A 13,123-nucleotide genomic window follows, 5' to 3' on the forward strand; every position below is an offset into this window, starting at 1 on the left:
ATAATTGTTAAAAAAACACTTAAAATATTTAATTAAAAAAAGCCCGCCTCGCGCGGGACTTTCTTATTCAAAAATCAAATATTTCAACTAAACACCCGCAGCCTTAGCATGATCAGCCAGGAACTGAGCAAGCCCGTTGTCTGTAAGCGGATGTTTTAGCAATGCGGTAATAGCGCTAAGCGGACCGGTTATAACATCGGCCCCCAATTTGGCACAATTAACGATGTGCATAGCATGGCGTACCGAAGCGGCCAGGATCTGCGTTTCGTAACCATAGTTATCATATATCAGGCGGATATCTTCTATCAGCTGCAAACCATCTGTCGAGATATCGTCAAGCCTGCCAATAAACGGCGATACGTAAGTAGCACCTGCTTTAGCGGCCAGCAAAGCCTGTCCTGCCGAAAACACCAGCGTACAATTGGTTTTAATACCTTTTTGTTTAAAGTATTTTAAAGCCTTTACGCCATCTTTTATCATAGGCAATTTTACCACAATACGCTCATGAAGAGCAGCCAGTGCCTCACCTTCGGCAACCATCTCATCAAAAGTGGTTGAAATTACTTCGGCGCTTACATCCCCATCAGTAATTTCACAAATGGCTTTGTAGTGGTTAATGATATTTTCATGTCCGGTGATACCTTCTTTAGCCATCAGCGATGGGTTGGTGGTAACGCCGTCTAATACACCCAGGTCATGGGCTTCTTTAATTTGTGCCAGGTTGGCCGTGTCAATAAAAAACTTCATTTTATAAATTATTGTACCTACCAGAATTTAGCATAAAGCATGGTAAGCAGGATAAGCGTAACTACAATTAATGCCAGGGTTGATTTTTCAACCTTGAACATACTGCGCGGAATTTCAAATGCTTTAGGATTAACTTTCGGACCGGCTAAGCTAATGGCTACCATCACAATAATGGTAAACATAAACGATAAGCCCATACAGATCAGGAACGGAATTTCATAGCCGCCTTTACCGTTAGGGAAAGCTGTGTACAGCAAAGTCTCGTTACCAAACAGTTTTGGTGCATAGTTATTAAACAGTACCGACATGCCAAACCCTGTTAAAATACCGGCAATAGCTGCTGCGCCTGTGGTACGTTTCCAAAAGAAACCTAAAATAAAAATAGCAAAGATACCAGGGCTGATAAAGCCGGTATATTTCTGGATAAAAGTAAAGCCGCCTTCGCCGCCAATGCCCAACAAATCCTTCCAGGTAAGCATGATCGAGAACACTAAAGCAGCCAAAATAGTAAGCCTGCCTACGTTAACCATACTCTTTTCACTGGCTTCTTTGCTGATATGTTTTTTATAGATATCGAGCGTAAAGATGGTACTGATACTGTTGGCCTTACCTGCTAATGAGGCCACAATAGCAGCTGTTAAAGCTGCAACCGAAAGGCCTTTTAAGCCCGTTGGCAAAAAGCCCAATATAGCAGAGTAAGCATTATCCGAATTGAAGTGACCGCCTGATGCCATCTCCTGCTGCAAGCCACCGTTTTTGTATAATACGTAAGCTGCAATACCAGGTAAAACTACAATTACAGGCATAGCCAGTTTCATCAAACCTGCAAAAAGGATCCCTGTACGCGCGGTTTTCAGGTTAGCGCCCAAAGCTCTTTGGGTGATGTATTGGTTACAGCCCCAGTAGTTAAGGTTCACAATCCACTGGCCGGCAAAATACATGGCAATACCAGGCAGAGCCAGGTATTTGTTGATCTCTGCCTGCGGCGCACCCGGCTTGGGTTTAGCCATCATCATTTTGAAATGATCAGGTGCATCGCTCATCATTTTATTTAAACCGGCCATAGCATCTTTGCCCAAACCAAAATGCTCGCTTACCAAAGTAAGTGCTATATAAGTAGTAGCCAAACCGCCAACAACCAGTACCAATACCTGTATAACATCGGTAAAGCCGATAACCTTCATACCACCAAGGGTAATGAACAAGGCAAAGATCGATAACGCGATAATGATCTCGTGCAGGTATCCGCCGCCCATCAGGTTGTTAATAGCTAAAGCGCCCAGGTAAAGTATAGAGGTTAGGTTAACCAACACATATAACAACAGCCAGAAAATGGCCATGATAAAACTCACCGTTTCGTTATACCGCGTATGCAAAAACTGCGGCATGGTGAAAATCTTGTTTTTAAGGTATACCGGTATAAACCACACTGCTACGATGATCAGCGCAATAGCGGCAACCCACTCGTAGGCAGCAACGGCCAAACCAACCTGGAAACCCTGACCGCTGGTGCCAATAAATTGCTCGGCTGATATGTTTGAAGCGATCAGCGAAGCGCCGATAGCCCACCAGGTAAGCGAACCCTCGGCCAGGAAAAAGTCGTGACTATCAGATACGCCTTTGATCTTTTTACGGCTGTAAACCCAGTACCCGTAGCTCGTAACTACAATAAAATAGATTACGAAGATCACGTAATCGATAGTGGAAAATTTGTTCATTATTTGGTTTAAAATTTAGTTTAGTTTGCTTGTGGTTTAGTTTATATTCTTCTCGTTATTTCTATTTCATTTGATGACCGCTTATAATCTGAACCTGAATTTATAGTACTAAGGAATTAACAGAATGCTAAGCAAATTCTATAAATTCTTTAATTCGTTTAATTTGAGTTCAGAAAATTCCGAAATCGCACATCCGAAATCTCAAATTCACAATGGCGTTGCCTGCGGCCGGGCTATCCGCTCATACTGCACAAGGCCTTAGCCACGGGCCGGTATCCGCTCCTATCCCTAACGCAAACTGCGCAAATTTCATCATCACGTCATTGCGAGGTACGAAGCAACCCCCAATATGCAAAGCCCATCTGTAAAGTTTGGGATTGCTTCGTGCCATGTAATGACGGTTTCTTCTATTCAAAGTCCTCTCACGCCGCCGCTCGGCTCCAGCCGAGTGGCGGCTATCTTATTTTTATTTTTTAAGTCTCCCCCTTCAGGGGGAGATTTAGAGGGGGGCTGGGGTTATTTATAAGCCGCGTCATTCCACCTGATCTCGTTCCTGAACTGATCAAGTTTGGTGTCTTTGCCAATACGTAAAAACTCAATACCAGCCATATCAGCAAAATCATTGATCAGCTCGGCCGACAGGTTTTGGCTGTAAGCAGTGTGGTGTGCACCACCGGCATAGATCCATGCTGCGCAACCGGTTTTCATATCCGGCAGTGGTTTCCAAAGTACCCTTGCAACTGGTAATTTCGGCAGATCTTCAATAGGCTCAATGGCTTCAACCTCGTTTACAATTAAACGGAAACGGTTGCCCATATCCACGATGGAAGCGTTTAATGCTGCACCGCCAGCCACGTTAAATACCAAACGTGCAGGATCTGCTTTACCGCCAATGCCCAAGGCATGCACTTCTAATGCAGCTTTGCCGTTAGCCAAGCTGCTATCCACCTCCAGCATGTGTGAACCTAAAACTAATGCATTGTTCGGGTCAAAGTGGTAGGTATAATCTTCCATGAAAGCGTTACCGCCTGGCAAGCCTGCGCCCATTACTTTGAATGCACGCACTAAAGCAGCAGTTTTCCAGTCGCCTTCACCGGCAAAACCGTAACCATCGGCCATTAAACGCTGTGAGGCAATACCCGGCAACTGGATCATGCCATGCAGGTCTTCAAAAGTATCGCTGAAACCTTTGTAACCGCCATCCTGTAAAAATTTACGCAAGCCAAGTTCAATTTTAGCAGCATCATATACCGATTGATATCTTGCGCCGCCTTGTTTAAGATCGTCGGCCATGGTATAAGTAGCTTCATACTCGTCGGTAAGGGCTTTAACTTCGGCATCGCTGATGCTGTCAACAACAGCAACCAGGTCACCAATGCCATAAGTATTTACAGCGAAACCAAATTTCAATTCAGCCTCAACTTTATCGCCATCAGTAACTGCAACAAAGCGCATGTTATCACCAAAACGAACAAATTTAGCGCCTTGCCAGTCGTTCCAGCCTGCTGCTGCACGGCTCCAGCTTTCAATGTCTTTCAACACTTCGCTATCCTGCCAGTGGCCAACAACTACTTTACGGTTAATGCGCATGCGTGATACCATAAAACCAAACTCCCTGTCGCCATGGGCGCTTTGGTTCAGGTTCATGAAGTCCATATCAATTGAACTCCACGGGATATCGCGGTTATATTGGGTGTGCAGGTGCAGCATCGGTTTTTTAAGGATGCTTAAACCCCTGATCCACATTTTGGCAGGCGAAAAAGTATGCATCCAGGCAATAACACCGATACAGTTTTCGGCTACGTTAGCTTGTTGTAAGGTGTTATAAATTTCTTCAGTTGATTTAACAACGGGTTTGTAAACCACACGCACAGGGATATTGGCAGCACCGTCAATACCTTTGGCTATTTCCTGCGAATGCTCGGCAACTTTCTTCAGTGTTTCTTCTCCGTATAAATTCTGGCTCCCGGTAATGAACCATACTTCAAATGTTTTCAGATCGATCATATATGTCAATTAGTGATTTAGCGATTTATTGAATTAGTGATTTAGTCTTAGTTTTTTGGTGACAGCCTGAATAATGCCGCACCGTGTTTGTTAATTTTTTGCTGATAGCCTGAGCTGTACTGGCCAACATCCTGTTTTTTCCACAGGTCGCGTACGGTTACTCTACCTTTAAGACCCAGGTCTTTGAAATTCAGGGATATGGATTTATCGTCATCGCCAATATTGAAAAAGGCTGCGTAAATATCCTTGCTGCCGGGGATCTGTGAGTACCAGATCATGGCGCCATCTTTTTTATACAATTGTTTTGGGCTTGAGCCTTTTTGATTTACAGCAATTACCTCGTCATTGGTAAAAAGGTTCAACTCAAAATCGCGGTTTTCGGGCAGGTTGCCGCCTATCATCAATGGCGAACGGAAGATACTCCAAAACGTCATGTGGGTATATTCTTCATCCTCGGTAAAACGACTATAACGCTCCTGGCCTACCGGACCGCGTTTGCTCAGCTTACCGATCTGGATCATATCGCAATCTGGCCAGTGACCGGGGCCACCAACGCCTTCCCAGCTTTTAGCATATTCAAACATGTGGAGGATCTCTTTCCAGTTATCCCAAAAATCATCGGCCATGCGCCACATATTGGCATATTTGGTAGCATGTGCCGCCTGTGCAACCGGGGTTTCGCCCGGCGAAAGGCTCAGCACAACTGGTCGGCCGCATTGTTGAATGGCTTTTTGATAACCTTCAACCTCGGCATTGCTATACGGGCGCGAAAGGTCATCCACCTTAATAAAATCTACTCCCCATGAGGCATAAAGCTCCAGCAACGAGTTCAGGTATTCCTGTGCGCCGGGCTTTTTCATATCCAACCCGTACATGTGGTTCATCCATGGGCATTTTGAGTTAGTATCGGCCACCATATCGGCAGTGATGCCATTGGTTCCTTTAACCGGCGATTTTGACCAAACGGCTTGTCTCGGGATACCGCGCATCACGTGGATGCCAAATTTCAAACCTTTACTGTGGATATAATCGCCCAGCGGTTTAAAACCGTTACCGCCAAAAGCCGATGGGAATTTGGTAGGCTGAGGTGTAAGACGGCCCCATTTATCCATAGTCAACCATGGCACATATGAACCATCTTGTAAACGCAATTGAAAAGGATTACCGATATTACTGCCCGGAGGATTATCGTACGACCATAAAAAATCCACCACCACATACTCCCAGCCGTATTGCTTCAAATGCTCTGCCATGTAATCGGCATTGGCTTTTACTTCATCTTCATGTACTGCCGAACCAAAACAGTTATAACTGTTCCAGCCCATAGGCGGTGTAGCTGCTACCTGTGCCGATAAACGGGTGCAGGCGAAAAAACAAAGCAGCAGGAAAAACAGGTTTATTTTTTTCATCAGGTTTATTGTCCGTAATATGAATCAGGTCCGTGTTTGCGCTCGTAATGTTTTTTGATCAGCGCATCTTTTAAGCGGGGGGCGCTTCTGTCAATTTGCTCGGTAAGGTAGGCCATCTGGGCAACGGCTTCCAGTACGGCGCTGTTATAAACTGCCTTTTCGGCTGTTTTACCCCAGGTAAATGGTGCGTGGTTACCCACCAATACCATTTCAACCTCTTTATAATCCAGGCCTTTTTCTTCAAAGCATTCCATGATCTGGAAACCGGTTTGATACTCGTAGTTCCCTTTGATCATTTCATCATTCATAGGCGGAGCGCAGGGAATATCAACCGTTAAATGATCGGCGTGGGTAGTACCGAAGATAGGGATATCACGTTGCGACTGTGCCCAGGCGGTTCCGTAGGTAGAGTGCGTGTGTACAATACCGTTGATGCCATCCCAGTGTTTATAAAGTACGGCATGTGTTTTGGTATCGCTTGAAGGGCGAAGGTCACCTTCAACAGTGTTGCCGTCAAAATCAACAATCACCATTTTCTCTGGCGAAAGGTCTTCATAAGGTACGCCGCTTGGTTTAATGGCGAATACGCCCAATTCTCTGTCGGCAGCGCTTACGTTGCCAAAAGTAAACAGCACAAGGCCAAGTTTAGGCAGCTGCATGTTGGCATTATAGGCACTAAGCCTTATATGATCGTATTTACTCATTTTGTTATTATGCGTTTTGCAGTTCAGGATTATTTTTCAGGGCAACCTCAGCGGCAACAAACCTGCCTAATGTGCTGTATTGATTATAGCGCTGCTGATAAACTTCTCTCAGCGCGATGTTTGGCTCATAAACCACATCAAAGCCGCGGCCCATGGCGGTCATAGCTTCTTCAATGGTTGGGTAAATGCCGGCAACTACCGCTGCAAACATTGCCGCGCCCAAAGCACAGGTATGTTTAAACTGGTGGATACGGATAGGCATACCCAAAACATCGGCCATCATTTGCATCACGAAAGATGATTTTTTAGCCACACCACCAATACCAATGATGCCTTTTACCGGGATTCCTTCACTGATAAAACGATCAACAATGCTTTTGGCACCAAAGCAGGTGGCCTCGGCCAATGCACGGAATACCCTTGGTGCATCGCTGCCTAAACCCAAGCCGGTGATAGCGCCCTTTAATTCCTGGTTGGCATCCGGCGTGCGGCGACCGTTAAACCAATCGATAGCCAGCTCGTTGCTTTCTTCAATTGGCAACAAAGCTGCCTGCCTGCTTAGTTCAGGGATGATCATTTCAGAAATTTCTTCCTTCAGCGCTTCGGCAGTGGCCGCGTCAATTACCTGCGATTGTGAAAGCAGGTTGTTCAATGGCCAGGCCAGAATATTCTTAAACCAGGCATAAGTATCGCCAAAGGCCGATTGACCAGCTTCTAAACCTGCCATGCCCGGAATAACCGAGCCATTCACCTGTCCGCAGATCCCACGTACAAGTTTGCCTTCCATCTCTGATGTTGGAGCAACCAAAATATCACAGGTTGAAGTACCCATTACCTTACTCAGGTGGTAAGGCTCAATCTGGCCGCCAACAGCGCCCATGTGTGCGTCAAAAGCGCCGGTACCTACAACCACATCGGTTGAGAGTCCCAATATCTCCGCCCACTCCGCGCTGAGGTTTCCGGCAGCTTCATCAGCAGTGTATGTATCTTCATATAATTTATCCCTGAAACCAGCCAGCAACGGGTCAAGGGAAACAAAAAATTCTTCAGGAGGTAAGCCATTAAATTCCTCGGCCCACAATGCTTTATGACCGGCAGAGCAACGGCCACGTTTAATAGCTTTAACATCGGTACCGCCAGTTAACAGGAAGGGGATCCAGTCGCAATGCTCCACCCATGAGGCAGCAGCATCACGTACGCTTTTATCAACCCTTAACACATGCAGCAGCTTAGCCCAAAACCACTCAGATGAGTAGATACCGCCAACATATTTCAAATAATTGGTATCAAATTTTGTAGCATGCTCGTTGATCTGCGCTGCTTCTTTAACCGAGGTATGATCTTTCCACAATACAAACATGGCATTGGGGTTAGTTTCAAAACCAGCAGTTAAAGCAAGCGGAGTACCGGTAGCATCAACCGCAACAGGGGTTGAGCCGGTGGTATCAACAGAAATGCCTTTTATATTTTTTGCGATAGCCTCGCCGCCGGCCTGTGCTATACAATCTTTAATGGTGGCTTTAAGTCCGTCGATATAATCCTGTGGATGCTGACGGAATTGATTTTCGGCAGGTACGCAGTACTTGCCATCGCGCCAGCGTGGATAATTAAATACTGATGATGCTATTTCTTCTCCGTTGGCGGCATTCACGATTACTGAACGCACGGAATCGGAACCATAATCGACACCGATCACTAATTGGTTATTGCTCATATAAAGATTTATAATTATTGTCGAAATAACACTTAATTTTTGAAAAAGAAAAATTTTATTTAAAATTTAATTCAGACAAAGTGGGGTTAGCAATTGGTTGGGTTTTGAGGATAGGGTAAAAAAGATATTACATGGTGGAAAACTTGTTAGCATGGATAGTAAGGCCAGAGACTAAAAGGGCTAACAATTAGTGTTAATTTAACAATTTAAAACCAATAAATTGAAGATGAGTTGACCTTTTTTTAAAAGGAGATGGCTATTTGACTTTGTCTGAACTCGAATTTATTGAATTAAGGAACCACCAGAATGCTAAGCAAGTTCGAAAAACTCGTTTAATTCGAGTTCAGAAAAAATCAGCGAAATCAACCTAGTCATCCCAATCGACACTTCAGAATATGGGCATTTCCTGCTATCCAACGCGGCCCAACACTACTTTGTACTATCATAAACAACCCAAATATCAAAAAGTACTGATGATAGTTTTGTATTTTAAATAAATTTGACCATACCATCTTCTTCAGCATGATCAACAAACTTATTTTCTTTAGTCTGCTTATAGCTTTAGCCCCGGCTTCACTCACATCGGCACAAACCATCAAAAATTTTGATAAAAGCGGCAAGCAGGTAACCAAATTTGATAACCTGGGCAATGCGGTTGATGCACACGACGGCGAGATAGCTTTATTTAACGGAGTGTACTACCTGTATGGCACCAGTTACGATTGCGGCTTTGAATGGGGAAACAAATCGGCCCCATTTTGCGGTTTCAAAACGTATTCATCAACCGATTTGCAACATTGGACCGACAGGGGCTTTCTATTTGATGCCCAAACACCCGTTTGGCAAACCCGCTGCGATGGTAAAACATACGGCTGTTTTCGCCCGCATGTCATCTACAATAAAAAAACAAAGCGCTACGTATTGTGGATCAACGTTTATGACAACCGCGTAGGCTACCGGGTATTTACCGGCAAAACTCCGGTTGGGCCATTCACCGAAGTTAAAGAACCAACCCTCGCCGTAAACAGTGAAATGCCTGTAGCTGGCTTAAACAATGGCGATCATGATACTTTTGTTGACGATGACGGCACTGCTTACTTAGCTTATACCGATTGGCGTACCAAAGGAAGCATCGTGATTGAAAAACTAAGCGCCGACTATTTAACAGGAACCAGGCAGTACGTTAAATCAGTTACCACGGGCAATACCGAAGCCCCTGCACTGTTCAAACGCAAAGGCAAATATTACCTCATTTATTCTGATCCTAATTGCGGTTATTGTTCGGGCACCGGAGCATCTTACCGTACGGCACCGTCGCCATTGGGGCCATGGTCAGAAGGGATCAAGATCAGTGATAATTCTTGTGGAGGACAACCGTCCTTTGTATCAACCATCAAGCTAAACTCAGAAACCATTTTCCTTTTTGGCAGCGACTTGTGGAATAACGCCGCCAAAAACGAAGCCCTTGCCAATTTTTACTGGGCACCGCTAACTTTTGCTGCCGATGGCTCCATCAACCCAATGAAGTGCGAACAAACGGCAAGTTTTACCAAAAGCTCTGCTCCTAACAAACCAATCGAAGATTTTACAACCGGATGCGACATTGGCAAAAATGTTCAGCGCCTGCAAACTTTTACCGCGGCGAAAAGCGGCACTTTAACCAAGATCAATTTCACCACTTTCCAAACCGGTTACCCTAATGCAGATTTATCTGTTGAGGTATTTGAGCTTGGCAATACCGGATTACCAACAGGTAAAGCTTTGGCTTCCGTTGCTTTGCCTGTTGATTCTATCTCATGGTCGGCCAGGAATGTTATTGTAAAGACAAACGTCGCCGTAACCGCTGGTAAGCGGTACGCTGTAGTTATTAAATCGGCCACTACAAAGGGATGCTATGGTTTTGCTTACAGCGATATTTTAACCGATCCAAATAATGTGGCGTCGATAAGCAATGACGGCGGGGTAAATTTTTCGGCAGAGAAAAACAGGGTGCTTAAACTTAATGTTGCTATCAGGTAGAAACGAGCGTTGAAATAATGAAAGCGAGGGATTGTGCGATTCCCTCCCTGGGGTTACTGTGCGTACACATCTTGCCAATAAATATCAATAAATAAAACCGAATGTCATTTCGACGAACCAATTTGGGGATGTGCGGGCGCGGTGAGGAGAAATCTTATATATCACGCTCGGTATCTTGCATACGGCTCTACAAGGCGTATAAGATTTCTCTTTCGCTTCACCACTTGGCCCGTCCCTGCTCAATGACATTTTCTTTTACTTAAAAAGATGTGTACACACAGTAACCGAGGGGGAGGGAATTATTTAACCCTCGGCCGTTCACCTTTTCATATAAACCACCAACGAAGCCTTAGCCAATAATTGCTTACCCAGCATAAAACCCGTTAAAGCCGCTGTTGAAGCTTGCGTTGTACCCAATTTGGCTGTTTTTAAAGCATATACAGTGATCAAATAACGATGATCGCCCTCACCAACGCCGGGGCATGGGCCCTGATAGCCAGGTACGCCTACATCGTTTATACTTTGCAAACTGCCTTGGGGAGCTAAACCACTTTTAACATCGCCCGCGCCTTGTTTTAGCTCGTGAACATTTGCAGGTATATCCACAATAACCCAATGCCAAAAGCCGCTACCCGTTGGCGCATCCGGGTCATACATGGTAACCGCGAAGCTTTGAGTACCCTCGGGCGTGTTGACCCAGCTTAGCTGTGGCGATTTATTTCCACCACTGCAACCAAAATTACCGGCAACAAATTCATTGCTGAACTGGCCGCCAAGATCGGCACTTTTTAAGGTAAACGTTTGTGAACATGCAGCCTTCGCTATAAAAAAGCTGATGAATAAAGAGAAGATCGTTTTCATAATAACAGTATTTAATTACACCACAAAGTTGGCTTTAATGGTTTTTATACTGTTATTGCAAACGGTTCAAATAGTAGTGCAGATAGCTCAAAATACCATTTGCTGTCCATAAGCTGCCGGGGTTACCCCAAACCTTTTTTTAAAAGCGGTATTAAAATTGGAAAGGTTTTCATAGCCATAGGTAGTGAAAAGCTCGCTTGCTTTCCGGCCTTTTTTCAGTTCGGCACAGGCCGATTCCAGTTTCCTGTCGCGGATATATTTTTGTGGGGATAAGCCGTAAGTTTTCTCAAAATCGCGTTTAAATGAGGATAGGCTGCGATTGGCCAGGAAAGCCAGCTCATCAAGCGTAAGGTTGTTTAACAGGTTATTTTCAACCAGTTTTTGCAGTGATAAACCTGTGTTATCGTGCCCTCCGCCAAAAAGAGCGAGCAATTGCGTCGGATACAATTCATAAATAATAAGCAGCAATTCTTCCAGTTTATGCAAGGCTACCGGGTATGAAAGTTGTTGTCCGCCATCAACTAAAGCACGTATGCCCCGGAGATATTCGTTAAGATATGTAGTGTTTGAAAAGAGCACATAAGGCGGAGCATCTGGCAAGGTATTTTTTGTACTGATGGCATGTTTTGAAAAAAACTCATTTATCAACGCCTGCGGAAAAAAGACGATAAAGCTGCTATACAACTCATCTCTTGAAGTGCCCTTTACCACATGCTCAGCAATCAACGTATTACCTTCGGGAATAAGTAAGCCCTGCCCGGGCCTGATGATGGTACAATCGGCATGGCGGTAAAGTTCCTTTTGTCCGTTAAGTACGAAACTGATAGCACATTGATTAAAAACCACCTGATTTTTGAACAGGTCGCCGCGCTCACGATAGTACACAAAAGAGATGTCGCCCGCCTTAATCTGCGGTTTATCTTTAACTGCTTCGGGTACGGTGATGGCTTCCATTTGATAATTGTTAGGCGTAAAACTAACAATTATCAAATAAAAAAGCGGAACGGCCAATCGCCGGTTCCGCTTAAAACTGTAACAAAAACTATCTTTTTACTTAACGCCGTTTGCTGCGTCGATAATTACTTTGGCAACGGCCTCGGGTTGCGAAATAAAAATCACATGGCTGCCTTTAATTTCGGTTATTTTAGCACCAGCACGTTTGTACATAGTACGCTCAACATCAGGCACAATGCTTTTATCTTCGGTAGCCACTATGCCATAGCTTGGTTTGGTTTTCCAGGCGGCTTCGGTAATAGGAGTTACAAAGCATTGAACCGAGGTTGGTCCTTGTGAGGCAAACATAAAGTCAGCCTCGCTCTGGCTCAGATCAGCGGCAAAGCCGCCATGAAATTTAGCTTTATCATAATAAACAAAGCCTTTATCATCTGGCGGCAAAATTCCGTTTTCAGGTGCCGGAGGGGCAGATTGTACCCATTTTATAGTGTTCTCACCTTTATCCGGTGCGAAAGCGGCAATGTAAACCAACGCTACTACTTTTGAATTATTCCCGGCTTCGGTAATTACCGTACCGCCGTAAGAGTGGCCAACCAAAACTGTGGGGCCATCCTGTTTATCCAGGATCCGGTTGGCGGCATCAACATCGTCCTTTAAAGAAGTTAACGGATTTTGAACCACGGTAACATTATAACCCTTTTTGGTGAGGATCTTATACACAGCCTGAAAGCCCGAGCCATCGGCAAAGGCACCGTGTACCAGTACAATGTTTTTAACTTGCTGCGCCTGGGCAGCAGTATTGAAGGCAAACAGACTGCCTGATAAAATAACTACTGCAACTAAATATCTATTCAGGCAGGTTTTCAATGATTTGGTTTGCATTTTGTTTCGGAGTTTAATTTTCACAAATGATGTTAATGATTAATGTTCTTAACACACTAATTCAAACTGCGCTCCAAAAACACAAAACACTTTAAAACAATAACTTAA

At 44.6% G+C, this 13,123-nt stretch carries 10 protein-coding genes; 1 reads left to right on the top strand and 9 read right to left on the bottom strand.

Going from position 1 to position 13,123, the window contains the following annotated elements; all coding sequences use genetic code 11:
- Nucleotides 1–87: 87 nt before the first annotated feature.
- The 6 genes from fsa to ACEN9X_RS06545 form a co-directional block, all read right to left on the bottom strand.
- Complete coding sequence (gene fsa / locus ACEN9X_RS06520) at nt 88–747, bottom strand: fructose-6-phosphate aldolase (RefSeq protein WP_090528887.1); 660 nt, start codon at nt 745–747, stop codon at nt 88–90.
- A 17-nt stretch (nt 748–764) separates the two neighbouring features.
- Nucleotides 765–2,465 (bottom strand): sodium:solute symporter family transporter, encoded by a 1,701-nt coding sequence (locus tag ACEN9X_RS06525; protein ID WP_413669629.1) that lies wholly within the window; start codon nt 2,463–2,465, stop codon nt 765–767.
- Nucleotides 2,466–2,981: 516 nt separating this feature from the next.
- Nucleotides 2,982–4,472: an L-arabinose isomerase gene (gene araA / locus ACEN9X_RS06530; RefSeq protein ID WP_413669630.1), complete on the bottom strand. Its 1,491-nt coding sequence runs from the start codon at nt 4,470–4,472 to the stop codon at nt 2,982–2,984.
- Nucleotides 4,473–4,519: 47 nt separating this feature from the next.
- Nucleotides 4,520–5,881, bottom strand: coding sequence for a glycoside hydrolase family 27 protein (locus tag ACEN9X_RS06535; protein WP_413669631.1), 1,362 nt, complete (start codon nt 5,879–5,881; stop codon nt 4,520–4,522).
- A gap of 5 nt (nt 5,882–5,886) precedes the next feature.
- The gene (locus ACEN9X_RS06540; RefSeq protein WP_091218472.1) at nt 5,887–6,585 is read right to left on the bottom strand and encodes an L-ribulose-5-phosphate 4-epimerase; all 699 of its coding nucleotides are present in this window, start codon (nt 6,583–6,585) and stop codon (nt 5,887–5,889) included.
- Nucleotides 6,586–6,592: 7 nt separating this feature from the next.
- On the bottom strand, nt 6,593–8,299 hold the full coding sequence (locus ACEN9X_RS06545) for a ribulokinase (RefSeq protein ID WP_413669632.1): 1,707 nt from the start codon (nt 8,297–8,299) through the stop codon (nt 6,593–6,595).
- A 522-nt stretch (nt 8,300–8,821) separates the two neighbouring features.
- Between ACEN9X_RS06545 and ACEN9X_RS06550 the strand changes: the two genes are divergently transcribed.
- Nucleotides 8,822–10,318: a family 43 glycosylhydrolase gene (locus ACEN9X_RS06550; RefSeq protein WP_413669633.1), complete on the top strand. Its 1,497-nt coding sequence runs from the start codon at nt 8,822–8,824 to the stop codon at nt 10,316–10,318.
- A gap of 318 nt (nt 10,319–10,636) precedes the next feature.
- Here the strand turns inward: ACEN9X_RS06550 and ACEN9X_RS06555 are convergent, their stop codons facing one another.
- From ACEN9X_RS06555 to ACEN9X_RS06565, 3 genes are all read right to left on the bottom strand, one after another.
- Nucleotides 10,637–11,179, bottom strand: a complete 543-nt coding sequence (locus tag ACEN9X_RS06555) for a YbhB/YbcL family Raf kinase inhibitor-like protein (RefSeq protein ID WP_413669634.1) — start codon at nt 11,177–11,179, stop codon at nt 10,637–10,639.
- 87 nt (nt 11,180–11,266) lie between these two features.
- Entirely contained in the window at nt 11,267–12,133 is an 867-nt protein-coding gene (locus ACEN9X_RS06560) for a helix-turn-helix domain-containing protein (protein ID WP_413669635.1), read from the bottom strand.
- Between the two features lie 96 nt (nt 12,134–12,229).
- Nucleotides 12,230–13,039: an alpha/beta hydrolase gene (locus ACEN9X_RS06565; protein ID WP_413669636.1), complete on the bottom strand. Its 810-nt coding sequence runs from the start codon at nt 13,037–13,039 to the stop codon at nt 12,230–12,232.
- Between the last annotated feature and the right edge of the window lie 84 nt (nt 13,040–13,123).

The organism is Mucilaginibacter sp. Mucisp86 (genome assembly GCF_047324315.1).
Lineage (GTDB): Bacteria > Bacteroidota > Bacteroidia > Sphingobacteriales > Sphingobacteriaceae > Mucilaginibacter.

Bases quoted from the DNA above. Each gene is read 5' to 3' on its own strand.
- ACEN9X_RS06545 (WP_413669632.1), bottom strand. From the start codon at position 8,299: ATGAGCAATAACCAATTAGTGATCGGTGTCGATTATGGTTCCGATTCC.
- fsa (WP_090528887.1), bottom strand. From the start codon at position 747: ATGAAGTTTTTTATTGACACGGCCAACCTGGCACAAATTAAAGAAGCC.
- araA (WP_413669630.1), bottom strand. From the start codon at position 4,472: ATGATCGATCTGAAAACATTTGAAGTATGGTTCATTACCGGGAGCCAG.
- ACEN9X_RS06525 (WP_413669629.1), bottom strand. From the start codon at position 2,465: ATGAACAAATTTTCCACTATCGATTACGTGATCTTCGTAATCTATTTT.
- ACEN9X_RS06535 (WP_413669631.1), bottom strand. From the start codon at position 5,881: ATGAAAAAAATAAACCTGTTTTTCCTGCTGCTTTGTTTTTTCGCCTGC.
- ACEN9X_RS06555 (WP_413669634.1), bottom strand. From the start codon at position 11,179: ATGAAAACGATCTTCTCTTTATTCATCAGCTTTTTTATAGCGAAGGCT.
- ACEN9X_RS06560 (WP_413669635.1), bottom strand. From the start codon at position 12,133: ATGGAAGCCATCACCGTACCCGAAGCAGTTAAAGATAAACCGCAGATT.
- ACEN9X_RS06540 (WP_091218472.1), bottom strand. From the start codon at position 6,585: ATGAGTAAATACGATCATATAAGGCTTAGTGCCTATAATGCCAACATG.
- ACEN9X_RS06550 (WP_413669633.1), top strand. From the start codon at position 8,822: ATGATCAACAAACTTATTTTCTTTAGTCTGCTTATAGCTTTAGCCCCG.